This window comes from Sphingomonas crusticola (assembly GCF_003391115.1).
Lineage (GTDB): Bacteria > Pseudomonadota > Alphaproteobacteria > Sphingomonadales > Sphingomonadaceae > Sphingomonas_I > Sphingomonas_I crusticola.
In genome coordinates this window covers 3,105,114-3,130,941 of record NZ_QTJP01000001.1, presented here as the reverse complement: position 1 = coordinate 3,130,941, position 25,828 = coordinate 3,105,114, and the positions used below count along the sequence as shown (strand labels likewise).

Annotated in this window: 25 protein-coding genes and 2 tRNA genes; 8 read left to right on the top strand and 19 right to left on the bottom strand. The window is 65.5% G+C overall.

All coding sequences use genetic code 11. From position 1 onward, the window contains the following. Positions 1 to 13: 13 nt before the first annotated feature. The 8 genes from DX905_RS14820 to DX905_RS14785 form a co-directional block, all read right to left on the bottom strand. Complete coding sequence (locus DX905_RS14820; RefSeq protein ID WP_116092026.1) at positions 14 to 1,138, bottom strand: aminotransferase class I/II-fold pyridoxal phosphate-dependent enzyme; 1,125 nt, start codon at positions 1,136 to 1,138, stop codon at positions 14 to 16. Then, complete coding sequence (locus DX905_RS14815; RefSeq protein ID WP_116092025.1) at positions 1,135 to 1,431, bottom strand: hypothetical protein; 297 nt, start codon at positions 1,429 to 1,431, stop codon at positions 1,135 to 1,137. Before DX905_RS14815 ends, DX905_RS14820 begins: the two co-directional genes overlap by 4 nt. Continuing rightward, complete coding sequence (locus DX905_RS14810; protein WP_116092024.1) at positions 1,428 to 2,681, bottom strand: hypothetical protein; 1,254 nt, start codon at positions 2,679 to 2,681, stop codon at positions 1,428 to 1,430. The genes DX905_RS14815 and DX905_RS14810 overlap by 4 nt, the downstream gene beginning before the upstream one ends. Next, on the bottom strand, positions 2,650 to 4,857 hold the full coding sequence (locus DX905_RS14805) for a GumC family protein (RefSeq protein ID WP_205412270.1): 2,208 nt from the start codon (positions 4,855 to 4,857) through the stop codon (positions 2,650 to 2,652). The genes DX905_RS14810 and DX905_RS14805 overlap by 32 nt, the downstream gene beginning before the upstream one ends. 10 nt (positions 4,858 to 4,867) lie before the next feature. Beyond that, positions 4,868 to 5,575 (bottom strand): polysaccharide biosynthesis/export family protein, encoded by a 708-nt coding sequence (locus DX905_RS14800; protein ID WP_116092023.1) that lies wholly within the window; start codon positions 5,573 to 5,575, stop codon positions 4,868 to 4,870. A 61-nt stretch (positions 5,576 to 5,636) separates the two neighbouring features. Continuing rightward, entirely contained in the window at positions 5,637 to 7,070 is a 1,434-nt protein-coding gene (locus DX905_RS14795; RefSeq protein ID WP_162875665.1) for an O-antigen ligase family protein, read from the bottom strand. A 75-nt stretch (positions 7,071 to 7,145) separates the two neighbouring features. After that, complete coding sequence (locus DX905_RS14790) at positions 7,146 to 7,442, bottom strand: hypothetical protein (RefSeq protein ID WP_162875664.1); 297 nt, start codon at positions 7,440 to 7,442, stop codon at positions 7,146 to 7,148. A 121-nt stretch (positions 7,443 to 7,563) separates the two neighbouring features. Continuing rightward, the gene (locus tag DX905_RS14785; protein ID WP_162875663.1) at positions 7,564 to 8,424 is read right to left on the bottom strand and encodes a M48 family metallopeptidase; all 861 of its coding nucleotides are present in this window, start codon (positions 8,422 to 8,424) and stop codon (positions 7,564 to 7,566) included. Between the two features lie 193 nt (positions 8,425 to 8,617). Between DX905_RS14785 and DX905_RS14780 the strand changes: the two genes are divergently transcribed. Next, positions 8,618 to 8,691 (top strand) — tRNA-Gly (locus DX905_RS14780). Between the two features lie 494 nt (positions 8,692 to 9,185). Here DX905_RS14780 and DX905_RS14775 read toward each other — a convergent pair. The 8 genes from DX905_RS14775 to ccmC all read right to left on the bottom strand — a co-directional run bounded on the left by DX905_RS14775 (position 9,186) and on the right by ccmC (position 14,828). Next, positions 9,186 to 9,959, bottom strand: coding sequence for a Crp/Fnr family transcriptional regulator (locus DX905_RS14775; protein WP_162875662.1), 774 nt, complete (start codon positions 9,957 to 9,959; stop codon positions 9,186 to 9,188). An 83-nt stretch (positions 9,960 to 10,042) separates the two neighbouring features. Next, the gene (locus DX905_RS14770; protein ID WP_116092018.1) at positions 10,043 to 10,669 is read right to left on the bottom strand and encodes a tetratricopeptide repeat protein; all 627 of its coding nucleotides are present in this window, start codon (positions 10,667 to 10,669) and stop codon (positions 10,043 to 10,045) included. Next, positions 10,666 to 11,076, bottom strand: a complete 411-nt coding sequence (locus tag DX905_RS14765; RefSeq protein WP_116092017.1) for a cytochrome c-type biogenesis protein — start codon at positions 11,074 to 11,076, stop codon at positions 10,666 to 10,668. The genes DX905_RS14770 and DX905_RS14765 overlap by 4 nt, the downstream gene beginning before the upstream one ends. After that, a complete protein-coding gene (locus tag DX905_RS14760; protein ID WP_116092016.1) occupies positions 11,073 to 11,600 on the bottom strand; it encodes a DsbE family thiol:disulfide interchange protein in 528 nt (175 codons plus the stop codon). The genes DX905_RS14765 and DX905_RS14760 overlap by 4 nt, the downstream gene beginning before the upstream one ends. Further along, positions 11,597 to 13,516, bottom strand: a complete 1,920-nt coding sequence (locus DX905_RS14755; protein WP_116092015.1) for a heme lyase CcmF/NrfE family subunit — start codon at positions 13,514 to 13,516, stop codon at positions 11,597 to 11,599. The genes DX905_RS14760 and DX905_RS14755 overlap by 4 nt, the downstream gene beginning before the upstream one ends. Then, the gene (gene ccmE / locus DX905_RS14750; RefSeq protein ID WP_116092014.1) at positions 13,513 to 13,962 is read right to left on the bottom strand and encodes a cytochrome c maturation protein CcmE; all 450 of its coding nucleotides are present in this window, start codon (positions 13,960 to 13,962) and stop codon (positions 13,513 to 13,515) included. Before ccmE ends, DX905_RS14755 begins: the two co-directional genes overlap by 4 nt. 3 nt (positions 13,963 to 13,965) lie before the next feature. Further along, complete coding sequence (gene ccmD / locus DX905_RS14745) at positions 13,966 to 14,115, bottom strand: heme exporter protein CcmD (RefSeq protein WP_116092013.1); 150 nt, start codon at positions 14,113 to 14,115, stop codon at positions 13,966 to 13,968. After that, positions 14,112 to 14,828: a heme ABC transporter permease CcmC gene (gene ccmC / locus DX905_RS14740; RefSeq protein ID WP_116092012.1), complete on the bottom strand. Its 717-nt coding sequence runs from the start codon at positions 14,826 to 14,828 to the stop codon at positions 14,112 to 14,114. The genes ccmD and ccmC overlap by 4 nt, the downstream gene beginning before the upstream one ends. Positions 14,829 to 14,954: 126 nt before the next feature. On the opposite strand from ccmC, the gene DX905_RS14735 reads away from it, so the two are divergent. Then, positions 14,955 to 15,824 (top strand): DMT family transporter, encoded by an 870-nt coding sequence (locus DX905_RS14735; protein ID WP_240320876.1) that lies wholly within the window; start codon positions 14,955 to 14,957, stop codon positions 15,822 to 15,824. Here DX905_RS14735 and DX905_RS14730 read toward each other — a convergent pair. After that, positions 15,821 to 16,870 (bottom strand): Glu/Leu/Phe/Val family dehydrogenase, encoded by a 1,050-nt coding sequence (locus tag DX905_RS14730; RefSeq protein WP_116092010.1) that lies wholly within the window; start codon positions 16,868 to 16,870, stop codon positions 15,821 to 15,823. The genes DX905_RS14735 and DX905_RS14730 overlap by 4 nt on opposite strands. 73 nt (positions 16,871 to 16,943) lie before the next feature. Beyond that, positions 16,944 to 17,020, bottom strand: a tRNA-His gene (locus DX905_RS14725). Between the two features lie 80 nt (positions 17,021 to 17,100). Here DX905_RS14725 and DX905_RS14720 point away from each other — a divergent pair. Further along, complete coding sequence (locus tag DX905_RS14720) at positions 17,101 to 18,198, top strand: ATP-dependent DNA ligase (protein WP_240320875.1); 1,098 nt, start codon at positions 17,101 to 17,103, stop codon at positions 18,196 to 18,198. 3 nt (positions 18,199 to 18,201) lie between these two features. Here DX905_RS14720 and DX905_RS14715 read toward each other — a convergent pair whose 3' ends face one another. Continuing rightward, a complete protein-coding gene (locus DX905_RS14715) occupies positions 18,202 to 19,908 on the bottom strand; it encodes a thiamine pyrophosphate-binding protein (RefSeq protein WP_240320874.1) in 1,707 nt (568 codons plus the stop codon). 95 nt (positions 19,909 to 20,003) lie between these two features. Between DX905_RS14715 and rnc the strand changes: the two genes are divergently transcribed. From rnc to ligD, 5 genes are all read left to right on the top strand, one after another. Beyond that, positions 20,004 to 20,681, top strand: coding sequence for a ribonuclease III (gene rnc, locus DX905_RS14710; RefSeq protein WP_116092008.1), 678 nt, complete (start codon positions 20,004 to 20,006; stop codon positions 20,679 to 20,681). Beyond that, positions 20,678 to 21,571 carry a GTPase Era gene (gene era, locus DX905_RS14705; RefSeq protein ID WP_116092007.1) on the top strand — a complete coding sequence of 298 codons (894 nt, stop codon included), beginning with the start codon at positions 20,678 to 20,680 and terminating at the stop codon, positions 21,569 to 21,571. Before rnc ends, era begins: the two co-directional genes overlap by 4 nt. A 64-nt stretch (positions 21,572 to 21,635) precedes the next feature. Further along, complete coding sequence (locus DX905_RS14700; protein ID WP_116092596.1) at positions 21,636 to 22,178, top strand: MOSC domain-containing protein; 543 nt, start codon at positions 21,636 to 21,638, stop codon at positions 22,176 to 22,178. A 124-nt stretch (positions 22,179 to 22,302) separates the two neighbouring features. Beyond that, positions 22,303 to 23,217 (top strand): non-homologous end joining protein Ku, encoded by a 915-nt coding sequence (gene ku, locus DX905_RS14695; RefSeq protein WP_116092006.1) that lies wholly within the window; start codon positions 22,303 to 22,305, stop codon positions 23,215 to 23,217. Next, on the top strand, positions 23,217 to 25,778 hold the full coding sequence (gene ligD / locus DX905_RS14690) for a DNA ligase D (protein WP_116092005.1): 2,562 nt from the start codon (positions 23,217 to 23,219) through the stop codon (positions 25,776 to 25,778). The genes ku and ligD overlap by 1 nt, the downstream gene beginning before the upstream one ends. Positions 25,779 to 25,828 lie beyond the last annotated feature (50 nt).

Here is a 25,828-nt window from a genome sequence, read left to right as displayed (position 1 = left end):
CGCCGACGGCGGCTTAGCCGGCCTGACGCGCCAATATTGCGCACACCCGCGCCACGTCGGCCTCGTCCATCGCCGAACCCGACGGCAAACACAGCCCGCGCTCGAACATCCGCTCCGCCACGCCGCCCGCGATGCAAGCGGCGTCGCGGAACAGCGGCTGCAGGTGCATCGGCTTCCACAGCGGGCGGCTTTCGATATTCTCGCGCTCCAGCGCGGCCTGGGCCTCCTCGCGGTCGAATCCCGCCTCCGCCGGATCGATCGTGATGGTCGTCAACCAGCGGTTGGCGGCCATCCCCGCCGGTTCCCCCACGAACGCCACGCCGGGCATGTCGCCCAGGCTCGAGCGATAAGCAGCGAAGATCGCCCGCCGCGCCGCGACGCGGTCGGCCAGAACCTCCAATTGGCCCACCCCGATCGCGGCGCAGACATTGCTCAGCCGGTAATTATAGCCGTACGTCTCATGCTCGTAGTGCGCCGCCGGCTCGCGCGCCTGCGTCGACAGGAACCGCGCGCGCGCGATTGCCTCGCCATTCTCGCTGGCAAGTGCCCCGCCGCCGGAGGTGGTGATGATCTTGTTGCCGTTGAACGACAATATGGTGAAGTCGGCGCCCTTGCCGGCGTGGACGCCGTCGCGATAGGCGCCGACCGCTTCCGCCGCGTCGCTGATCCAGATGAAGCCGAAGCGGTCGGCCAGCGCCCGCACCCGGACGGCGTCGACCACGTGCCCATAGAGATCGGTGGTGATGACGACCTTGGGCTTGTCGGCGCGCGTCTCCAGCGCTTCCTCGAGCAGATCGAGGTCGAGCAGGAAGCCATCGCGTTCGATATCCAGGAAAAGCGGCGCCGCCCCCATGTAGAGGATCGGTGCGACCCCGCCGATGAAGGTCATGGTCGATCCCCACACCACATCCCCCGGGCCGATACCGCTTAGGCGCAGCGCGAGGTGGAGCGCGGCGGTACCGCTCGACAGGGCGACGACATGGCCGATGCCGGTAAGTTCGGCGAGCTTCGCCTCGAACAGGTCGATCATCGGCCCGATCGGCGCGATCCAGTTCGAAGCGAAGGCCTCGCCGACCAGCGCCTGCTCGCGCGTCCCCATATGCGGCGGAGACAGATAGAGGCGTGGCGGGCTGGTCATGACTGCGGGCATCCGAACGCCGCCGCGGTTCCCGGCGTCGGCACACAGGCGTTGGCGGGACCGGTCGTGATCGGTGAAGCGGTCGCAGCCAGCGGCTTGAGCGCGCCCTCACGCTCGATCCGCGTCTGCAGGCGCGTCGGCAGTCGCGTATCGATCCGCTTGGTAGCACGCGCATCGTGATAATCGCCGCCGATGCGGTCGCCAGGGAGACGCTGGCGTGGCGCCGGCTGGGCAACCAGCGACACGGCCGGCACGATCGCCAGCAAGGCTCCCAGGATCGGACGCCATATCATCGCCGGCCCTCCGGAACAGGCAACACGCGCAGCTGGCTGATCTCGCCGGAACTGCCCGCCGGGTCGTCACCGCCGTCGACCACCACTTCCAGCCATTGCGCCGTGCAGCCCGCGGGCACGGTGACGCGGCTGGCAAAAGCCGCCCCATGCTCGCCACCGTTCTCGATCGGGATCGTGGCGATCACCGCACCGCCACCGGCACAGGTCAGCCGCAATTGCGCGGCGCTGGCAGCGTTGAAGGCACGGCCGCCGACGATATAGCTCGCGCGCGGCAATAGCAGCAATTGGCGTGCGACCACCCCGCCCGCTCCCGTCGCCGCATGATAGGCAAGGCGGCTGGCCGGACCCTCCAGGCGCGGTTCCGCGGCGATGCCGCTCCCCGGCAGGATCGCCCAATCGAACGGGGTGGCGTTTTCGCCGAGCCGGGCAAAATCGGGATCGCGCAGGCCGCTGCGGACCGCGCCATGACGCGACGCGCTATAGGTCTCCCATGCGCGATCGTAACGCCCCGCATCGGCCATGCGCGCGGTCGCAAGCGCGATCGTCGTGTCCGGCAACGGATAGCCATGGCGCGCCAGTCCGACGAGCAACCGCGCCAGCCCATCGAAATCCCGGGCGTCATGGCTGGCCTGATTCAGGAACGCGTCGGCCCAGCGCGGTTTCGCCCGCAGCGTGTCGATCAGTCCCTCCACCACCGGGGGCTGGGCAAGCGCTGCCACCAGCACCGGGAAGAGCAACGGCGCCGTCGTCACCGATCCGCGCAGGGCGATATCGTAATGGTGCAGCGCCTGGGGCACGTCATTGCGTCGCACCGCATCCTCGATGAACCACAATTGCGTCGGCAGGTCGCGACGCGACAGGCTCTCGGAATAACGCATCAACCGCCGGGCGGAGCTCGGGTCGCCGGCGAGGTCGCGGGTCGTGGCCAGCATGCGCGCGGCGGCCGCGGATGTGGGTGAGCGGTCCAGCGCCCGCCGGGCCAGCTGCTCGGACAAGGTGCGGTTCGCGGGCGAAGGATCGGTGCGGAGCAATTGCTCCGAGCGCGACGCCGCCACTTCGGCGTTGGTCGGATCGATCCGCAGGGCGAGTGCCGGATCGATCGGCCGGACGATGAAGGCTAGGCTGTTGCGCAGCATGGCCACCGCCAGCAGCGCCAGCCCGATCAGAAGCAAGGCCGCACGCGGGCGCCCGATAGCGCCGCTCATCCCGATCACGCCCTTAGCGGCCTCGGGATTTGGGTTCATGGCCATAACCATAGCCATAATCATAGCCGTAGCCGAAATGCGCACGCTGCGACTCGAACTTGACCAGGACGCCGCCGATCACGCGCGCGCTGGCGCTGGCGAGGCGGCCGAGCGCGGTGCGGGCAAGGCTGGCGCGAATGCCATGCGCTTCTACGGCGAACACGACCGCCTCGACGCGGCTACCGATCAACGGCGCATCGGCCAGGCCCATCACGGGCGGCGTATCGATCACGACATGATCGTAGGATTGGAGCAGTCGTTCGATCAGCTTCGGCAGCCGCTCGCCCGTCAGCAGTTCGGCCGCGTTCGGCGGGATCGGCCCTGCGGTCATCACCGTCAGGCCATCGTCCGTTTTCTCCAGCAGACTTTCGAGATCGTCATTGCCGGCGAGATAATTGCTCAGACCCTTTGTGTGCGTCGTCCCGATCATGGTGTGCACCGACGGCGAGCGCATATCGCCATCGATCAACACCACCTTCTTGCGCGAGCGCGCCAGCATCAATGCGAGCGCAAAGGCGGTCGTCGATTTACCCTCGCCCGGCCGCGTGCTGGTGATCGAGATCGAGCGTGGCACCCCGTGCTCGGTTGAGAATTCCAGATTGGTTTGCACCGCCAGATAGGCATCGATCAGCTCGGATTTGCGATCGTGCAGCGCGTCGATCGGCGTCTGCCCGACCGTCATCGGCACCGAGCCGATCAGCGGCACGCTCAACAGACGCTCCACCTCGCCGGGGTCCGCGATCGACTCGTCGCTCTGCTCGAGGATGATCACAACCAACACGCCAAACACGATGCCCGCGAGGATGCCGAGCGCGAGGTTCAAGCCCAGCCGCGGCGACGACGGGCGCTCGGGAACGTCGGCCGTGTCGACCACGGAAACGTTGTTGACGCCGACGCCGCCGGCGACGCCAATCTCCTTGTAGCGCTGCAACAGGCCGTCATACAGCTCGCGGTTGGTATCGACCTCCCGCTGGAAGATCGCATATTGGATGCTGCGTCGGCGCAGATCGAGCAGGCCGGACTTGAGCCGGTCGACACGGCTGGCGAGCCCCTGCTGGCGCTGCAGCGCCGCGCGATAATCGGAGGCGAGCGACGATGAGACGCGCCCCTCTTCGCGTGCGATGCTGCGGTCCAGCTGCGCGATCTGCGATGCGATCGCCTTGGCGGTGGGATAGCCGGGCTCGAACTGCACCATCAGCCGCTGATATTCGGCGGCGAGTTCCGCCCGCTTTTCGCGCAACTGGTTGATCGCGACGTTGGTCAGCGCTTCGGTCTGCTCGCCGCCGGTCGCGCGCGACTGGTCGAAGCGTGCCTCCGCCTGCACCCGGTCGGCGGTGGCCTGCGACAATTGGGCGTTGAGCGCCGCCAGATCGTCGGCGACGATCGAACGCTCGACGGTGCGGTTCTCGCCCTGGCCGGATGCGGCCGGCAGGTTGATGATCTGCTGGGCCGACGCATAGGACACCAATTGCCGCTCGGATTCCTCCAGCCGACGGCGCAATTGATCGAGACGGCTTTCCAGGAAGGTGCGGGCATAGGCCGTCGCCTGGTAACGGCGCTCCAGCGTCATCTGGATGAAGCTGCTCGCCCAGGTGTTGACGATCCGTGCCGCCAGCGCCGCGTCGGGCCCGGTGAAGCTGACGTCCGCCAGCCGCGAAAGGCGCGTCGGCGTCACGTCGAGATGCTTAAGCAGCGTCTCCGCCGCGCGCCGTTGCCGCTCGCCATGCCCTGCCGGCGCGTAACGGCCGTCGCGGCCGAGCTGCGCGAGCTGGGTGGGCAGCTTGACCCGGAACATCTTGAAGAAGGCTGGATCGTCGGCAAAGCCGAGCTGCTGCGCCACGCGATCGGCCAGCGAGCGCGCCCGCAACAGCCCATATTGGGTCTGATAGAATTCCTGATCGGCGACGCTGGTTTCCTGCTGCACGTCCTGGATGTTCACGATCTTGTTGGAATCGCGCGTGATCTCGATCGTGGTCGTCGCCGTATATTTCGGCGTCATCAGCAAGGTGGCGATCAGCGCGAGCACGAGGCCGCCCAGCACGAAGCCGGCGAACACCATGCGCCACCGCGTCGCGATGCGCAGATATTGGCGGAAGAGCGGAATCTTTCCGTCGTCGTTGACAGGGCGTGCGCCGATCTCGCGGGTTTGGCTGGTCAGGCGCAGGGGCTGGGAGGTGTTCACGTCCGCGGCCTCAATTCTGGATCAGCGCGATCAGCGGCGCGGCGAGCAATGGCGTCACCGACACGAAATCCCTGAACAGGCGGCGCGCGGGCGAATCGCCGACCACGATGACGTCGTTGGGATAGACCGCCGGATCGGCATAGATGCCGCGCCGGATCGCGGTGAGGTTGTAAAGGCCCGCCATCCGCTGGCCGTTGACCGTGCGCATGATCACGACATCGTCGAGCTTGGCAAATTCGCTCACCCCTTTGGCGGACGCGATCGCACGGCCCAGGGTCATCTGGTTGGTTACCGGATAAAGGCCCGGCTCCGCCACCTGCCCATCGACGGTTACGACCTGGCTGACCGAGCTTTTGACATTCACCGTCACCTCGGGATTGCGGACGTAGCGGCCGCGCAACGCCGCTTCGATCGCGTTGGCCAATTCCACCGATGTCTTGCCGCGCGCATCCAGCGTACCGATCAGCGGCATCGCGATGCGGCCGCCTGAATCGACCTGCACTTCGCGGCTCAGCTCGGGCACGTTGAAGACGTCGATGCCGATCGTGTCGAGCGGCCCGATCAAGCTTTCCCGATCCGGCGCGACAAGATCCGTCCGTACTGGCGCGGGGAGCGACGTGTCGTGGATTACAGTCAGCTGAGAGGTGCTCTGCAACGGCACCCGGCCACCGCAGCCGCCGAGCAATGCGGCAGCGAAAAAGACAAAGCTAAAACGCATTCTTTTCAACAATCCCCTCGCGCCGCCCTCATAGGAAGAAGTGGGCGGAGCGTAAAGCAGGTTAGGCCCGGTCATGCCGCCGCCGGCTGGCCATAAGCATCCACGCGGCCGCCTGCGCCGCGACGATCATCATCAACGGCGTCCTTAGCGGATAATCGGCGATGCTTGCGAGCATGATGAGCAGCAGCAGAACCGTGCCGAGGCGGCCGAACGCGGTGCCCTCCCCGCCCCGCCGGGTCCACAATTGCAGCGACTTGACCGCCCACCAGGCGACGAAGCAGACGATCAGGATCAGCCCCGGCAGGCCCGCTTCCATCACGACCTGCAGATAATCGTCATGCGCCTGGTTCATGAAAGTCACGGCCAGATTTTCGAACGGCTCGTAACCGCGATAGACCGCATCGAACGAGCCGAACCCACTACCGAAAGGGAAGAAGTCCCGGATCATGCGCAGCAGTGACGGCAGCAAGCGGATACGCGCGTCTGCGACGGGGTCCGCCTCGAACAGCCGGCGGACCGCTTCGGCACGCGCGAAGGTAAGGGCCGCACCGATCAGCAACATCAGCAGGACGATGCCGCCAAGGCCAAGTATGCTCCGCTGCCTGCGTGACAGGGATCGGATCGCATGGCGACCCGCCGGCCATGCCAGCGGAATGGCGAGCGCGAGCGCCAGCCCGCCCAGCGCCAGACCCGCGCGCGATCCGGTGGTTGGGATCATCAGGATCAGGAACGCCCCGGCGGCTGCCGCGAGCAGCGCCCGCATCCGGACATTCGACAGGCCGCCGGCGCCGAACTCGGCCCACAGCGCGAGCATCGGGATGCCGCAACAGAGCAAAAGCGCCTGATGGTTGCGGTTGGCGAACAGGCCGACAGCCGAGCCGGTCGGCGGGGCGGCGTAGAAACGCAGCATGTCGTCGCCGCCGCCCGAGACCTGACCGAGGCCGACCATGGCGCTGGCGAGTATGATGAGCACCATCGCCGCAAGAATTGTCACCTGATGCTGTGCACGTAACCGGCTGACCGCAGCCAAGGTGGCGACAGGAGGCAGCAATGCGAACAAACTGTTCCAACCGCGATCCGGGGTAAGGTTGATCGGGCGCCAGGGCTGTGATTGCCCCGCTGCGGCCGCGGCATCGAGATAATGTGCGCGTCCCGGTAGCATCGACCAGAGTCCAGGCGGCAGCGGCACCAATTGAATGGCGACAACCGCAGCGACCAACGCGAGAAACCCCAAGCCGCGGCGGGTGATCCTGGGGTCGCCCACGCCGGGATAGGCCACCAGGATTGCGATCAGGCCAATCGAAGCCAGGCGGATCACCGGCTGGCTGGCGGCACCCAGCTGGGACGATCCCCCGGTCAATGCCGCGCAACCCAGAAAGGCGATATAGGCGGCGATCGCCACTCGGCCCGATTTGTGGACTTCCGCCATTGTCACCTGGAAGGGGAGGCCGGCGGCAGGTCCCGGCGGGACCGCACCGCCGATCCTTCGACCCACGATTGACCCATAAGAAAATAGCCGCCCCGAGGGACGGCTATTCTAACTTCATGCCTGGAACTGGACAGTGCGAGTTCAGCCGCTCGAACCGTTATCGACCGCATCGGCCACTACCACAACAGCGGCGATTGCCGCGCCCGCGATCAGCAGCGACGCGAGCAGGCCGAGACCCAGCACATGGCTTCCCTTGTTGGTCTGCGCTCCGGCGCGAACCGAATGGGACAGCGCCAGCGGGCTCGCGGAAGACCCCAACGAAAGCGACTGTGCCGCCGGTGCAACGCCCGCACCCTTTGCCGACGTAGCGGCCTGAGCGACGGATGGAACGAGCGTCAGCGCCATTACCCCACCCAGCAATGCTTTCGATACGCGCATGGAACGACATCCTTGTTATCTGATACTTAACGGGGCCGTTCGCACATTTTCTTTTGGCGGACAAGCCCAAACCGGTCCTATTTTCTCTCTCAACGATCCGTATTGGCTCATGTTCCTCACGCTAAAAGGGTGCCGACAGCGCCTGCCCCGATTCCCGCCTTGCACGCACGGCCGTGGCAGCGGCGGAGACTGCTGATATGCGCAGTTTCCAGCGCGGATGGGTGCCATCCAGCCACGACAATGCCCGCTTTCGACCGAGCCGAGCGACGAATGCGGGCGTCTGGCTGACCTCGTAGCCCGCTCGCGCCATCATCCAGATCGCCATCCGATCCGCGGCGAGTTCGGCCGCCCGCTGGCCTGCCCCGCCCCCAGGCACGCGCTTCGCCTCCGGAAATATATTATGGGCGAGTTCGTGCGCGATGATGAACGCCAGCTCCTCATCCGCAGCCGCGAATTCGTACATCGGCCCCGATATCTGCACATAATGCCCGTCTGCGCTCGCATCGAACTTTGGTTCGGGCACCAGCTGGACCTGTGAAGCGCAGCCTGGATCTCCAGCCAGTTCGATGGTGCGCGATCCAAATTCGAGCCGCGCGGGCGGATGCTCCAGGGCTTTCGCCAACGCCCGTTCGACCGCTTCGCTCGCGGCATAATTAGCAGGCCCGCCCCGCGGTCGAGGCATGGCCACCCCGTCGATCGCGCGAAGATTATCCCCCGGCTTGATGCCGGCACGGGCCGCAGCGCTCCCTGGAACGACGGCGCTCACCTGCGGCAGATCGCCGAGCCCCAGTTCCGACGACGCCTGCGCGCGCAACGCGGGGCTGAATTGATCGAGCGTCTGAACGGAAAAGCCAGCCAACGGCACAATATCGCGGCATAAGGCCGCATTGGCCGTCTGCAGCCGCCAGGCGACCGCTGCGACGCGACCATCGGCGCTTTGCAGCGTCCCGAACAGTCCCGCCAAAACCAGCAACCCAAGCATGCCGAGCGCGCTACTTGGCATTGCAACGCGGAGCAACGTCGCCGGGGATCCTTCCGCCGGCATTGGTGCAGGCACGATCTCCGTTGACGACGTTACGTGGATCGTGGCAGTCGCCCGGCTGACCGCACGCGGATCGCAAGCCGGAACTGATCCGGCCGGCCGCACGGTCCGATCAGCGCCTCGTCGTTGATATGCGGGTGTAGCTCAATGGCAGAGCAGAAGCTTCCCAAGCTTACGACGAGGGTTCGATTCCCTTCACCCGCTCCACCGCTCACAGGTCTAGCATGAACAGAACACCGGACTCGGCCTGAGTTCGGTCGCAGCGCCGAGCCGACCGAAGGCGCCACAGGATAGGATCGCGGTCCCACCAAACCGAGCAACCACTACGCCTACTCGGTGAGCTTCTGCCGTCGGCACCGATGAGCGCTCGCTCTAGCATTCTCCGGCTCAGCTGGGATTCGCTTCATCTTGCAACTGACATCAACAATCCATTGACTTTCGTACGCATAATGCATACAATCCATGATGTGTAGCCTCTCATCGGCGGACAACGGCTTTTTCTCAGGTTGATGATGGCACACGCTAAGAGCTGCTGCCCGGTCGCGTTCCGCCCATCGCGAGGCCCTTTACCTTGGCGTAGTTGAGCGGGCCGTGCTGCGCTGCACAAATCATCAAGTTCGTTTCTGGTGTTTTTTTCTTTGCCGTTCGACGTGAAATTCCCTGTGTCTGCGATGCAGGGCGCGGCAACTTTGCAACGGCAGCTAGCGCGGTTGATTTTCCAGATAGAGGTAGGTCGGATCGAAGCCCGCAAATTCCCGCAACCGTGCCACGTCCGGGATCGAGGCATAGCCGTCGCGGACCACGGCCAGGCCTGCCTCGCGCAGCTTGCGCAAGGTGCGGTTGACGTGGACCGGCGTCAGCCCGGTCATATCGCCGAAATCCGCCTGCGTGAGATCGACGGCGAAGCCTTCGGGTGTAGCCAACCCGATCACGCTAAGCCGCGCATGCAGTTCGCACAGCAGCTGTGCGATCCGCACCGCCGCCGAATGGCCCAGCCGCGCGGTCCATTCCCGATGGATCGCGGCGTCGATCACGGTCAGCAGCCACAACATGCGCGCCAGATGTGGCTCGGTTTCGGTCAGCCTGCGCAGCGCAGCATGCGGAAACAGCGCGACGCGCACTTCGCTCATCGCGATGACGTCATGGTCCAGTCGCTTGAGCAAAAGGCTGTGCAGGTCGACGAAGTCGCCGGGCGTATGAAGCGCCACGACCTGCCTTTTGCCCTCCGACATAAAGAAGACGCGACCGAGCATGCCGCTGACCAACAACGTGCTATATTCGGCCGGCGCACCGGCGCGGATCAGCGTATCGCCCGTGGGATGGGTGCGCATTTCGCCGACCGCGGCCGCCAGTGCAGCGCGCTCCCGGTCGGAAAGCCGGTCCCGCCGCTCGAGCGCACGGATCAGGACATCGACGACCGCCAGGTCGTCGTGCACCGCGTCCCGCGCCAGCACAGCCATTTGTCCCGAAGCCATGTTGTGTGCCTTACCCCGCATCGACTAAAGCGATGCCCCTTGCCGACGATCCGCTCTTCCCACTCCAGCGTCAAGTGCTTGGATTAAGGGGTTGTTCGGAACCGTTCGATCAGGGCAAGCCGGTCCGCCACCCGCGCCCGCCATGGCGCATCGGCGGGCGCGCCGGCAAGCAAGCCGCGCCACACCGCGTCCGCGCCGGCGAGGTCCCCCATCTGCACATAAGCAAGGCCGAGGAAATAAGGCGGCGCCGGATGGCCGGGCGCCACGGCCGCCGCGCGTTGGAAGGCGTAAAGCGCGGCCGGTGTAACCATGCCGTCGGCATGAGCCTGCAGCGCATTACCCAGCCCCAGCCACAGCACCATGTCGTGGGGATCGCGCATCACGCCGGCGCGCAAGATACCGGCGGCATAATCGGGGCTGCCGTTATGGATCAGGGCGTCGGCGCCATCGAGCTGCTGCGCGTCCGGGCCGACCGTCTCCAGCCAGATGGTGCGTTCGTGCGCGAACAACGTGTCGCCGCCCCGCTTGTGGGCGTTGGCCGGCGTAGGCCGACCCGGCAGTGCCGGGCTGCCCTGCCAGGCATAGCCGGCCAGCCCGACCAGCATCGCCGCGGCGATGAGCGAGGCGACGCCGCGCTGGCCGCGCGCCATGACAATCAGCCCGGCCGCGGTGACCAGCGCCAGCAGCACCGAGATCGCCCAGCCATTCATCTCCGCTGCCTCGGTCGGAACGAGCGGCGGGCGAGGAAAAGACCCGCCACAAGAAACAGGGCCGGTGCCGCCCATAACAGCCAGGTGACGCGATCGAGCGGCGGTTCATAGCTGACCCATGCGCCATAGCGCCGCACCAGCCAGGCGCGGACCGCCGCAGGCTTCTCGCCCGCGGCAATGCGCTGGCGAATGAGCGCCCGCATATCTCCCGCAAGTTCGGCATTGCTGTCGGCGATCGACTGGCCCTGACAGACCAGACAGCGGATCGTTTCCATCAGCGTTTGCGCGGCCGCCTCCTGCCGGGGATCGGCAAGCTGGGTATCGGACAGCGGCGCCGGCGGCAGGCCGCTGTCGGCGAGCACGGCCGACGTCAGCAACAGGGCCGCTCCCAGGATCAGCGGCCTCATCGTGCGTCCCTTACCGCTGCGATTATGCCGGCGACGTCTTGGGGATTGATCGGGCCGATCGTCTGGAGGCGGATCGTGCCCGTGCCATCGATCACGAAGCTTTCCGGCACACCGGACGATCCCATCGCCATTTGCAACTGGCTCGCATTGTCGGCACCGATCGCACGAAACGGATTGCCGTGGCGGGCGAGGAACGCGGCAACGGTCTGGGGTCTGTCGCGCACGGCGATGCCGACGATCGGCACGCCGGCCTCGGCGAGAACTTTCAGCTGCGGCGCCTCGGCTATGCATGGCCCGCACCAACTGGCGAAGAAATTGACGAGATGCGGCTGGCCCTTGGCGAGGTCGGCGCTGGACAGCCCGGGCAGGCCAGATGTTGCGGGCGCGAGTTTAAAGGACGGCACGGCCGCGCCAACCATCTTCGAGGTGATGTTGGTCCTGGCGGGTTTGGCGAGCCCGTAGGTCAGCGCCGAAGCCAGCGCGATGAAGACCGCGAGGGGCGCCCAACGGATGAGATTGCTCACGACCAATCCTCCTGCGGGCGCCGCCGGCCGCGCCGGACGCGCCCGAGAAGAGCCAGCGCACCGCCAAGGGCGATCAGGCCACCGCCCGCCCAGATCAGGGTCACAAACGGCTTCCACCACAGGCGAAGCTGCCAGCGCCCTTCACCAGCTGCTTTACCGAGCACCGTATAAAGCTGCCCGTCGAGCGCCGTGTGGATCGCGCTCTCGCTGGTCTCCGTCGGCGGCGACCAATAAGCCCGCGCCTGCGGCTTCAAGACGAGCGCGTCGCCAGCCCCGCGCCGAGCTTCCAGCGTCGCTTCGAGCGCTTGCCAATTGGCGCCGAAGGTCGGCGCGAGCCCGGCAAAATGCACCTGATAGGGTCCGACCTGCACCGTCTCGCCGACGCGGGCGGCGACCAGCTTCTCGACCGTGAAGCTGCTATCGCACGCTATACCGGCCAAGCTCACCGCGATGCCAAAATGGGCCACCACCATGCCCCATACGAACAGCGGCGTGCGCAGCAGATTGCGCCTCCAGAGCGGCGCGACGCTGGCGAGGGCCGCGCCGATTGCCAGCGCCAGCCCGAGCAAGGGCAGGATGTGCATGCGCGGCGCTGCGAATTTAACTCCGACCAGCACAACCGCCGCGAGGACCGCCGCCGGCGCGACGCGTCTCAGCAGCGGCATGAGCGCATCGCGCCGCCAGCGCAGCAGCGGGCCGACCCCGATCAACGCGACCAAAATCAGTGCCAGCGGACCAGCGGCGGCGTTGAAGTAAGGCGGCCCGACCGAAAGCTTGGTGCCCGTTACTGCCTCTACGATCAGCGGATAAAGCGTGCCGACCAGCACGATCCCGAGTACGGCTGAGAGCAGCAGGTTGTTGGCAACCAATGCCCCTTCACGGCTGACCAGGTTGAAGCGAGCGCCCTCACGCACCGTTCCGATCCGCGCACCGAACAGGGCCAGTGCGCCCCCGATATAAAGAAACAGCAATGCCAGGAGGAAAGTCCCCCGGCGCGGATCGACGGCGAATGCATGCACGCTGGTGAGTATGCCCGAGCGGACGAGGAAGGTGCCGATCATGCTCATCGAAAAGGCGACGACCGCCAGCATCACCGTCCACGCCCGCAAACCGTCGCGCGTAGCCAGCACGGTGACCGAGTGAAGCAGGGCCGTCGCCGCCAGCCATGGCATCAGCGACGCATTCTCGACCGGGTCCCAGAACCACCAGCCGCCCCAGCCCAGTTCGTAATAAGCCCAGTAGCTGCCGGCGGTGATGCCGAGCGTCAGGAAAATCCACGCCGCCAGCACCCACGGCCGCATGGCGCGGGCAAAAGCGGGCCCGACGTCGCGCGTCACCAGCGCACCGATGGCGAAGGAGAAAGCCACCGACAGGCCGACATAGCCAAGGTAAAGCGTCGGCGGATGGAAGGCCAAACCAGGATCCTGCAGCAAGGGATTGAGGCCCTGACCCTCCGCCGGTGCCGGGCTGATCCGTGCGAACGGGTTGGAGGCGAACAGCAGGAAGGCATAGAAACCAAGCGCGATCGCCGCCTGGCCGCCGAGTGTCGCGGTCAGCGTGCGTTCCGCGAGGCGGCGCTCGAACAATGCTATCGCGGCGCCGGCCAATCCCAGGATCGTCACCCACATCAGCATCGAGCCTTCGTGGTTTCCCCAGGTCGCGGCGAAGCGATAGAGGAGTGGCTTCTCGCTATGGTCGTTCTCGGCCACCAGCAGCACCGACAGGTCGACACGAACGAACAGCCAGATCAGCATCCCGAAGGCGAACACGGTCAGTGCGGCCTGCCCTATCGCGACCGGACGGACCGTTGCCGCTAGCTGCACCTCACCGCGTACGCCGAGCGTCGCGACGATCAACTGAAGCGCGCACAAGGCCGCACCCAACCAAAGCGCAGCAAGGCCGGCTTCGGCGATCATTTCTTCAAGCTCTCGCTCTTGTGAACTGCCTCGCCCTGCAGGCTCTTGGCCACCTCAGGCGGCATATAGCGCTCATCGTGCTTTGCTAGAATCGTGTCCGCCAAAAATTGACCGCCGGTGTCGAACTGGCCGTCGGCGACCACGCCCGACCCCTCACGAAACAAGGCGGGAACGATGCCCGCAAAGCGTACCGGCACGCTCGCTTGATTATCGGTCACGACGAACAGGATGGTGACTCCATCGGCCAGCCGCTTGAGCGACCCTTTCTCAACCATGCCGCCGAGCCGCACCGCCGTACCCGGCTGGACATGGTCGCGCACGACATCTCCCGGCGTGTAGAAATAGGCGGCCTGATCCTTGAGCGCGCTCATGGCGAGCAGCCCGGCCCCGATCACTGCCACCAGTGCCAGCAATGCCAGCGTCAGCCGCTGGTTCTTCGCTTTCATCGCTCAGTCGTCTCGCCGGCGATTCAGCGCATTGGCGCGCGCTTCGGCACGCCGCAGCGCCATCAGGCTCCAGCCCAGCAAGGCGGCGGTACCGCCGATCGTCACCGCATAGGCGGCAAGCACGAATGGCCATGCATCGAGCGCCGCACTCATGACGACGCCAACCGGCGCATCCGCGCCTCTACCTTGGCATCGGCAAGCAGCGTCCGCATGCGCATCAGCACGACGCTCAGGAAGATCAGGCTGAAGCCGAGCACCGCCAACGGGATCGGCCACAGCATCGAATTGTCGATGGTCGATCCGCGCAGGCCGATGCTCTCCCCTTGGTGGAGCGTGCGCCACCAAAGCACCGAATAATGGATAACCGGCAAATTGATCGCGCCGACCAATCCGAAGATCGCGGCGATACGTTGCCCGCCTTCCTCGCGCCCCGCTGCATTGGCCAGCGCGATATAAGCCAGATAGAGGAAGAACAGCACCAGCATCGAGGTCAGCCGGCCGTCCCATTCCCACCAGGTTCCCCAGGTGGGACGGCCCCAGATCGATCCGCTGATCAGGCAGATTGCAGCGAAGGTCGCCCCCGGCACGGCGGTTGCACGCGCGGCGACATGTGCCAATGGATGCCGCCAGACCAGTTGCGCGAAACTCGCCGCGGCTATCCCACCCCATCCGGCCATGCCGAGCCAGGCTGCGGGCACATGGATGTAGATGATACGAACAGTATCGCCCTGGAGATAATCGCGCGGCGTCACGAGCAGACCACCGCCAAGCGCAATCGCCACCAATATCATGCCGGCCCAGCCGAACCAGGCGGTCAGCGGGCGCGCGATGCGCGTGAAGCGGGCAGGATTGGCAAAGCGGTGCATGGAAAGTCCGGGCCGCATTAGTCGAGCCGCCCGCCGGAGGAAAGGCGGGTTGCGCTCGGCCGTCGCAGCGGTCAATCGCGGCAAATGTCCTCACCTCCAACCGAACGGCGCCTGCGGGGCATCGCGATGCGCATCACCGCAGCGACCGCTTTCGCGTTGATGGCCGCTTTGCTCAAGGCCGCGAGCGAACGCGGGGTTACGACGCCGGAGATGATCTTTTACCGCAATGGCTGGTCGCTACTGGTCGTTTCGATCTGGCTGAGCCTGGGGCCGGGATGGGCCGCCGTGAAGACCCGCGCGCCGCTGGCGCACCTCACCCGATCCGTGGTCGGGCTCGTATCGATGCTTTTCACCTTCGGCGCATTGGCCTTGTTGCCGCTGGGGGAGGCGACCACGCTCACCTACGCGGCACCGATCATCGCGACCCTGCTCTCGGGCCTGCTCCTCAAGGAAAAGATCGGCATCCGCCGCTGGGCGGCGGTGGCGGTCGGCTTTGCTGGAGTGTTGCTGATCGCTCATCCCGGAAACGGCGCCGCGCCAGTGGGCATCCTGGTGGGTGTCGCTGCAGCCTTTGGGCAGTCGGCGGTAATGATTACCGTTCGGCAGATCAGCCAGACGGAAAATGTCGCGGCGATCGTGTTCTGGTTCAGCGTCTTCACCACCATCGCCGGTGCCGCGATGCTACCTTTCTTTGGGCAGGGCCATGACCGGCTCACCTATCTTCTGCTGGCCCTCTGCGGATTATGTGGCGGCATCGGCCAGCTCACCATGACGGCCTCGCTGCGCTATGCGCCGGTCTCGGTCGTCGTCCCGTTCGATTATCTGCAGATCGTGTGGGGAATCACCATTGGCTGGCTGGTCTTCCTCACGCCCGCGACCCCGCTCGTCTTCGCAGGAGCCGCGCTGATCGCCGGCAGCGGCATCTACACCGCCTACCGGGAGGGCGCCCGCGGCAAGGAGCCAGCCGAAGCCCGCTCAATGCCCGAATCGAGTTAGCCGCGGCCGATCAGCGCCATCGCCATACGGTCTGCCACACGCGCGGCGGTGTCGCCGCTAGCGGCGCTCTCCGCCCAGATCGTTTCGAGCCGCCCCGGTATTTGCCGGAGCCGTGCTTCGACCTCGGCGCGGTCGCCCTGGCCCAGATATTCCAGCGTCACGTTGATGATCCCGCCGGCATTGATCACATAATCGGGGGCGTAGAGGATGTTCCGCGCATGTAGCCGGTCGCCGTCCTCGGGCGTCGCTAGCTGGTTGTTGGCGCCGCCTGCCACAATGGGAGTTCGCAGCGCGGCTATCGATTCGGCCGTCAGAACAGCACCAAGCGCACACGGGCTGACGACGTCGGCCTCGGCCGAAAGGATCTCGGCTGCGTCCACCGTGGCGCCGCCAAGTTCGGCCGCGAGCCTCTCGGCGCGAGCACGATCGACGTCGGCAAGTGTCAGCCGCGCGCCTTCGCCCGCAAGTAACCGCGCCAGACCGCCGCCGACCGAGCCGACGCCCTGGATCGCGACATGCACGCCCTGCGCGCTGTCCTTGCCGAGCGCCTGCCTGATCGCCGCCTTCACACCCAGGAACACGCCCATTGCGGTGGACGGTCCGGGATCGCCGCCTGCGCGGCCCTCGCCCACCGGCAGCCCGGATACGTGGCGCGTCTCGCGGCCGATCGCCACCAGATCGGCCTCGCCCATGCCGACATCCTCCGCGGTGACGTAGCGTCCGCCCAGCGACTCGATCGCGCGGCCGAACGCGGCCAGCATGGCCGGAGTCTTGGTCCGCGCCGCATCCGCCAGGATAACGCCCTTTCCGCCACCCACCGGCAGCCCGGCCATCGCGTTCTTGAAGCTCATCCCGCGCGACAGGCGCAGCGCATCGGTGACCGCATCGCCGGCCTCGGCGTAATGCCACAAGCGTGTCCCCCCCGCCGCGGGGCCAAGGTGGGTCGAATGGATCGCAATGATCGCGCGCAGATCCGACGCCGGATCGGAAAAGAAATGGACGCCTTCGTGAGCGTCGAAGTCAGGCAGGTCCCACAAGGAAGGCATCGATCACGCTCGCTAATAAAATTGCACAAAAGCGCAATAATCTTGTTGAACGCGCTCCGCCAGTCCTGAAAGATGGGGCGATCGACGGGGATTGAACCCGCAACCTCCGGTACCACAAACCGGCGCTCTAACCAATTGAGCTACGACCGCCACGCTGACCGCGTCGCCTGAGGCAAACGCGCCGCAGCCCCTTACGGGCGCGCTAGTGTCTCGGTCAAGGCATCCGGGGAATGAGCCTTGTTATCGATATCCGGACCCGGGCGGCCGGAACCTGCATCCACGGCTGCGGTTCGAACCCTATGGCCCAGCCCAAACCGTCCATCGCGCCCATGGAAGCGCGGCTTGTCGATATCCTGCCCCAAGGTCCGGGCTGGATCTACGAGCCCAAATGGGATGGCTTTCGCTGTATCGCCTACCGCCACGGCGAGGCCGTCACGTTGGTGTCGAAGTCGGGCAAGCCGCTTGGCCGATACTTCCCTGAGGTCATTGCGATGCTGGAGACGCTTGATGAGCGCTACTTCATTCTCGACGGTGAGCTGACGATCGCGACCGGCGACAGCCTGTCCTTCGCCGCGCTTCAGGCGCGGCTGCATCCCGCGGAAAGCCGTATCCGTAAGCTTTCGATGGAAACCCCGGCCCAGTTCATCCTGTTCGACTGCTTGTCGCTGGGCAGCCGCGACCTGGGCGGGCTGCCATTTGCGGAACGACGCGCGGCACTGGAATCGTTCTGCGCGGGGACTAGGCTGGAACGCCTACTGCTGTCGCCGGCTACTACCGACGCCCGTCAGGCGGAAAGCTGGCTGGCCCGAGCCGGCACCGCGCTGGATGGCGTCGTCGCGAAGCGGCTCGACCTCGCTTATCAACCTGGGGTGCGTGCCATGGCGAAGCTCAAGCAGCACCGCACGGCGGACTGCGTCGTCGGCGGTTTTCGCTATGCCGGCGATACACGCAAGGCAGTCGGATCGCTCCTGCTGGGTCTCTTCGACGATGGCGGCCGGCTCAACCATGTCGGCTTCACCTCCTCGTTCGACGCGGCCGAGAAGAAAAGGCTGCTGGAGGTAGTCGAGCCGTTGATCGGGCCACCCGGCTTTACCGGCGATGCACCGGGCGGCCCCAGCCGCTGGTCAACCGATCGCTCGGTGGAATGGCAGCCGCTACGGCACGAACTGGTGGTCGAGGTACGCTACGATCAGGTGACCGGCTGCCGGTTCCGCCACGGCACCACCTTCTTGCGCTGGCGTCCCGACAAGGCCGCCGAACAATGCCGGATGGACCAGCTCGCCCGGGAGCTGAAACCGGCCGAGCTGGAAGAATTGCTCGGCCTCTGACCATCACGCTACCTCGCTGCCGGTCAGATGCGCCCATGTTTCCTTCGCCTTGGCGATCCCGAACTTCCACGCCTGGCCGACCTCGATATGCGGCATCGTCGGGATTTCGGCGGCATCAACCACCGCGTGCAGGATCGCCGGTCCGGGCGCGGCAAGGAAGCCGCGCACGCTTTCCTCAAGCCTTGCGGGATCGCGGGCGACGAACCCCTGCGCGCCGCAGGCACGGGCAAGGGCCGCAAAATCGGGATTGGCAAAGGTCGAACCCTTGGTGGCTGGATTACCCGCGCCCTCCATTTCCAGATGGACAAGACCCCAGCCGGCATTGTCGTAAACCACTGCCTTGATCGGCAACTTGTGCTCGACCGCCGTCATGAACTCGCCGAGCAACATTACCATGCCGCCGTCACCGACATGAAGGATTACCTGCCGGTTGCGGTCCAGCGCCTGGATGCCATTGGCAATACCGAGCCCTGTGCCGACGGCGGCATTGTTGAACGAACCGGAAATGCGCTGGGTACCGCGCTGGCGGGTCCAATTAGCGGCCCATAACGTCACTTCGCCCGTGTCGGTGACGAATACCGCGTCGTCGTTCGCATAATCGCTCACCAGCCGCGCGACCGCCTGCGGATGGATCAGGTCCTTGCTGCGCGGGGGATCGGCCTTCCTGTCGAGCATCGCGTTCCAGTCGGCACGATCGGCGGCCACCCTGTCGAAAAAGGCGCGGTCGCCGCGCTGCGGCAGGCGTTCGAGCAGCATCTGCAGCGCCGGGCGGACCGACCCCACCACACCCAGCGCGATCGGTGTCCGCCGACCGAGCGCAAACGCCCGCTCGTCGATCTGCACGACTCTGCCCTTCTTGGGCAGGAAATCGGAATAGGGATAATCCGTGCCGAGCATCAGCATCAGATCGGCATTGTGGAGCGCGTCTACACCCGGCCGACCGCCGATCAGGCCGACGCCGCCGATCCAGCGCGGGTAATCATAGGCCATGATATCCTTGCCGCGGTACGTGTGCATCAGCGGTGCATGGAGGCGATCCGACAAGGCGGCCAATTCGGCCTTAGCCCCATGACATCCGTTGCCGCAGAATATGGCTACCGTTTCGGCCGCGGCGATTATCGCCAGCGTCGCATCGATGTCGGCAGCCGCCGGCGCGACTTCGGGTCGTTCGCGCAGAGTAGCGAGGCTTGGCACCGGGCCCGGCGCCTTGGCAGCGAACACGTCGGGCGGCACCGAGATGTGGGCGACCCCACGCGCCCCATAAGCCTCCGCGATCGCCTGGTGAAACACCGCTGGGGCCTGCGCAGGACTGGCGAGCAGCTGCGAATAGACCGCGACATCGTTGAACAGAGCAACCGGATCGTCCTCCTGCAGATAGTCGGTTCCGCGCTGCTCGCTCGACACGTTGCCGGAAATCGCGAGCACGGGCGCATGATCCTTGCGCGCCTCGTAGAGGCCGGGAATGAGATGATTGCCGCCGGGCCCAGTCGTGCCGCAACACACCGCGAGCCGGCCGGTCAGCTTGGCTTGACCGGCCGCCGCCAGGGCCGCGCCTTCCTCGTGGCGAACGCCGATCCACTCGATCCGTCCATCGCGGCGCAGCGCATCGGTGAACGGATTGAGCGCATCGCCCACGATCCCGAAAATCTGTGTCACACCAATCTTGGCAAGCGTGTCGACAAGCAGTTCCGCCACAGTCTGCGCCATCATCTCTACTCCGCTGGATGGTCGCCTGAACGCGGCGCGCAAAGAAGCGCTCCGCCGGGAATTGGACGCGGGCGCCGCCTCGGCTAAGGCGTGTCGCAATGACGCCAGACACCGCCCTTGCCGCATGGATCCACGACGCGCTCGGCCATCAGCCGCGCGATATTGTCCTTTTTCGCCGCGCGCTCACCCATGGCAGCCAGGGGGGGCCAAGCTATCAACGGCTCGAATTCCTGGGCGATCGCGTGCTTGGCCTGTCTATCGCCACCTGGCTCTACACGTTGTTCCCGGATGATCCGGAGGGCAAGCTGTCGGCGCGCCTCAATGCGGTCGTCAGCGGCGAGGTTTGCGCCGAGATCGGTCGCGAGCTTAACGTGCCGGCCCATTTGATCCTCGGCAAGCAGGCGCGCGATGACGGCGCGCAAATGAGCGACAATGTTGTCGGCGATGCGGTCGAGGCTCTCATCGGGGCGCTGTATCTGGAGGCCGGGTTGGATGGCGCCTCGGCCTTCGTCCGCCGCATATGGGAGGGCAAGCTCGACCGCAGCGCCGCCGCCCCCAAGCACCCCAAGTCGGCGCTGCAGGAATGGGCGGCCGCACGGCAGTGCCGCCCGCCAGTTTATACGTTGGTCGGCCAGTCCGGCCCACACCACGCGCCATCGTTCACCGTTCAGGTCGAGGTTGGCGGAAAAAGAGGTGGCAGTGCCACCGCCGAAGGCACGTCCAAGCAGGACGCCGAGACGGCAGCCGCATCGGCCCTATTGGAGAAGCTCGCATGAGCCAGCATTGTGGCCTGATCGCCGTCGTCGGCGCGCCTAACGCCGGCAAATCGACCCTGGTCAATGCGCTGGTCGGGCAAAAGGTGGCGATCGTAAGCCCGAAGGCGCAGACCACCCGCGCGCGCCTCCTCGGGATCGCGATCGAAGGCGAATCGCAGCTGCTGCTGGTCGACACGCCGGGCATCTTCGATCCCCGTCGCCGACTGGACCGGGCAATGGTGGCTGCCGCGTGGAGTGGCGCTGACGGCGCGGACCTGATCGCACTCGTGATCGATGCCAAAGGCCGCTTCAACAGCCCGGCTCGCGCGGTTGTCGATGCCGTCGCGGCGCGCGCCGAGCCCAAGATCGTCATCCTCAACAAGGTTGATGTCGCCGACAAGGAGCCGATGCTGGGGCTGGCCGCCGAGCTGCAGGCGATGCTGGACCCCGAAGCGATCTACTTCGTATCCGCTCTTTCGGGTGACGGCATACCCCAGCTCAAGGCCGAGCTCGCCAAGCGAGTGCCCGAAGGCCCCTGGCACTTCCCTGAGGATCAGGTCTCCGATGCGTCGGAACGGATGCTCGCCGCCGAGGTCACGCGCGAACAGCTTTACCTCCAGCTGCGCGCCGAATTGCCGTACGACAGTGCGGTCGAAACCGAGAAATATGAGGAAAAGAAGGATGGGTCCGTCGCGATCCATCAGCAAATCCTGGTCGCACGCGACACGCAGCGCGCGATCATCCTGGGCCATCGCGGCGCACGCCTGAAGGAAATTGGCCAGAAAGCGCGCGAGGAGCTGACGCGCATCACCGGTCAGAAGGTCCATCTCTTCCTGCACGTGAAGGTGAACCCGCGCTGGGAAGAGGACCGCGATCTCTACAAGGACATTGGGCTCGACTGGGTGGAGTAGAGTTGCCGGCAGTCGAAACTTCGAGATGCCGCACTACTGATTATCGCCGTAGAGAGTGAAGATGATGAACGGTCGGGTCATTGCCGTCGCCAGCGATCCTAGCCACGCTTTCTCGAAGCAACGCGCGCCCGAGATCCAGCTGGTTGCCGGGCTGGGGGTGGCGGGAGATGCGCATGCGGGGGTCACGGTCAAGCACCGCTCGCGGGTCGCTGCGGATCCGACGCAGCCCAATTTACGCCAAGTGCATTTGATTCCTTCCGAGCTGTTGGGCGAACTCGAGACGAAAGGTTTCAAAATCGCCCCTGCCGATCTTGGGGAAAATATCACCACCTCGGGGCTCGACCTGCTTTCAATGCCGCAAGGCACCTTACTTCGCGTCGGTGAGGCGGCGGTGCTTAAGGTGACGGGGCTACGAAACCCCTGTGCGCAAATCGAGCGCTTCCAACCCGGCTTGCTTGCAGCGGTACTCGGCCGGGGCCCGAATAACGAGCTGATCCGGAAGGCCGGGATCATGGCGGTCGTGCAGACTGGCGGCACGGTTCGAGTTGGGGATCTGGTAGACGTTCACCTGCCGCCCCTGCCCCACCAGCCGCTGGAACGAGTCTAGCCCGACTATTCTCGCGGTCGCTGCCAATCGGGCCTGCTGGTTAAGGCTTTGGGAAATGTAGCAGCTTGGAACCCCCGCCCGCCTCGCGCTTTGAATCGGCCTCGTAACGATAAGGGACGAAGCAATGGCAGCGCGCGCCTATTGGCAGGGGCAGATCAGGCTCGCCCTGGTATCGATCCCAGTCGAAATTTATTCGGCCACCAAGAGCGGTGCCACAGTTGCCTTCAACCAGATCCACGAGCCGTCGGGCAAGCGCATCAAATATGAGAAGGTCGCGCCGGGGATCGGGCCGGTCGATCCCGAGGAGATCGTCAAAGGCTTCCAATATGAAAAGGGCAAATATGTCCTGATCAGCGATGAGGAGATCGAGGCGGTCAAACTGGAGAGCAAGAAGACGCTCGAGCTCACGCAGTTCGTCGATGCGAGCGAGATCGATGCCATCTATTATGACAAACCCTATTTCGTCGTGCCGGCCGACGATCTCGCCGAGGAGGCGTTCGTCGTGCTGCGCGAGGCGCTGCGTAAGGCGAAGAAGGTTGGGCTCGGCCAACTCGCGTTGCGTGGCCGCGAATATGTGGTCAGCCTCAAGCCCTGCGGTCGCGGCATGGTGCTGGAGACGTTGCGTTACGCGGACGAAGTCAACAAGGCGGCCTCTTATTTCCGCGACATCGCTGAGACCAAGCCGGACGAGGATCTGCTGGATCTTGCCACCAGCCTGATCGACAAGAAGACAGCGCGCTTCCACGCCGACGATTATCACGATCGCTATATCGACGCGCTCAAGGAGCTGATCGAACGAAAGCGCAAGGGCAAGACGATCGAGACCGAAGAAGAGGAGCCCGCCCAGTCGCGCGGGTCCAACGTCGTCGATCTGATGGCGGCGCTGAAGCGCAGCCTAGAAAAGCCCAGCGCCGCCAACGACAGTGGTGTGAAGACCAAACCGGCTAAAGCGCCCGCCAAAGCTTCGGCGGCGAAGAAGGCGGCGGCAAAGGATGACGACGCCCCCGCCAGGAAGGCGCCAGCCCGGAAGCGCGCCTGATGGCCAAACGCGCGATCAAGGCAGCCGCCGACCTGCTCGCTAAGTACAATGCCAAGCGGGACTTTAAGCAGACCGCTGAGCCGGCCGGCATCGCGGAAAGCACCGGTCGCAACATTTTCATGGTACAGAAGCATGATGCGACCCGGCTCCACTGGGATTTCCGGCTGGAGCTGGACGGCGTGCTCAAAAGCTGGGCCGTGACGCGCGGCCCCTCGCTCAACCCCGACGACAAACGGCTCGCGGTGCGGACCGAGGATCATCCGCTCGCTTATGCCACGTTCGAAGGCACCATTCCGAAGGGTCAATATGGCGGCGGCACCGTGATGCTGTGGGACCGCGGCATCTGGATCCCGCATCCGGGCAAGGATCCGCGCAAGACGATCGAGGAGGGCCATCTCCACTTCACGCTGCAAGGCGAGCGGATGAAGGGCGACTGGCTTATGATCCGGCTCAAGCCGCGCGGCAACGAGAAGACGGAGAATTGGCTGCTGCGCAAGATCCAGGACGAATATGCCGGAGGCAGCGGGGATCTTGTCGATCGTGCGCTGACCAGTGTCGCCACCGGCCGCACGATGACTGAGATTGCCAGCGGCAAGGGTGGCAAAAGCGAGTGGCAATCCAATCGTGCGGATGGCGGCCAGCCGGAGGCGGCGACGGCCCCGCCCAAACCGGTCGAGCGCAAGCCGGCCAAGCGCGCCGCCGGTAAGATACCGCCCTTTCAGGCACCGCAGCTCGCTACCTTGGTCGATCATGTGCCGTCGGGCACGGGCTGGCTGCACGAGATCAAATATGACGGCTACCGCACCCTGGTGGCGGTCGGCGGGGGCAAGGCCAGGGCGTACACCCGGACCGGGCTCGACTGGTCGGATCGGTTCACCGCCGTCGTCGCCGGCGCTGCCAAGCTGCCTGGGTCGGCGCTTATTGACGGCGAAGTCGTCGCGCTCGACGCCAATGGCAGGCCGAGCTTCCAGGCCCTGCAGGCCAGCCTCAAGGAAGGCACCGGAACCTACGCTTATTTTGCGTTCGACCTTCTGGCGCTCGACGGCGAGGATTTGACCGGCCTGCCGAACCTAGATCGCAAGGAACGGCTCAAGGCCTATCTGATCGACGCACCGACACCGATCCAATATTCGGACCATGTTCTCGGCAATGGCGAGAAGTTGTTCGACAGCCTGTGCCAGCAGGGCTTGGAAGGTGTCGTCTCGAAGCGGGCCGACGCGCCCTATCGCGGGCGCCGCACGCAGAGCTGGCTCAAGGTTAAGTGCCTTCACCGCCAGGAACTGGTGATCGTCGGCTGGACGCCCTCCGACAAGGGGCGCGGGTTCCGCTCCCTGCTGCTTGGACTGCACGAAAACGGCGAGCTGCGTTACGCGGGCAAGGCCGGCACCGGCTTCGGCATGGCGATGATCGACGAATTGATGGCGAAGATGGCGCCGCTCGAGCAGAAGGAACCGACGGTCAAGGCGCCGCGGGCGGCCGTGCGCGGTGCGCACTGGATCAAGCCCAAGCTCGTGGCCGAGATCGCGTTCACCGAATGGACCGACGAGGGGGTGCTCCGCCACCCGAGCTTCATCGCATTGCGCGAGGACAAACCTGAACAGGATGTCGTGCGCGAGTTGCCAGCTACGCTCGAGGAGACGCACCCGGCCAAAGGCACGTCAAAACCAGCAGCGAAGGCCAAGCCGACCGTGCCCGATCATGCGGGGGTAACGATCACCAACCCGGGTCGCGTAATCTATCCCGAAAGCGGCATCACCAAGGGTCAGCTCGCCGATTATTATGCATTGATGGCCAGCCCGATCCTGGAATGGCTGGCCGATCGTCCCGTCAGCCTCGTGCGCTGTCCGCAGGGCCGCGCCAAGGCTTGCTTCTTCCAGAAGCATGACGCCGGCAGCTTCGGCGACGCCGTCAGGCATGTCCCGATCCGCGAGAAGGACGGGCACGACGAGCCCTATCTTTATCTCGACGACGCGCGCGGCATCCTGACTTGCGTGCAGATGGGCGCGATCGAGTTCCACGGCTGGGGCTCGAAGGTTGCCAATGTCGAAATGCCGGACCGCCTTGTGTTTGACCTCGATCCGGACGAGGGCCTCGGTTTCGAAGAGGTGAAGAAGGCGGCATTCCAGCTGCGCGACGTGCTCGGCGAGATCGGGCTGGCAACGTGGCCCTTATTGTCGGGCGGAAAGGGCGTCCACGTCGTGGCGCCGCTCGACGCCAGCCGCGACTGGGTCGCGGTCAAGGATTTCGCCAGCCGCTTCTCCAAGGCGATCTCGCAGGCACATCCAGAACGCTTCACCGCCAATATGAAGAAGGTCGAGCGGCGCGGCCGCATCTTCCTCGACTGGTTGCGCAATCAGCGCGGCGCGACCGCGGTCTTGCCTTATACCGCCCGTGCGCGACCGAACGCGCCGGTGGCGGCGCCGATCACCTGGGACGAGCTTGAGGATATCCAGGCCGCATACCATTTTACCATCGCCGACGGAGAGACTTTGCTGAAACGTGCGGCGTCGCGCGAGCTCAAGGATTGGGGGCGCGCCGATCAGCGGCTACCCGACCTGTGACCGCGCCATGCTTGGTTGCCTGCCTCCGCGTCCACGCCTATAGCGGGAAC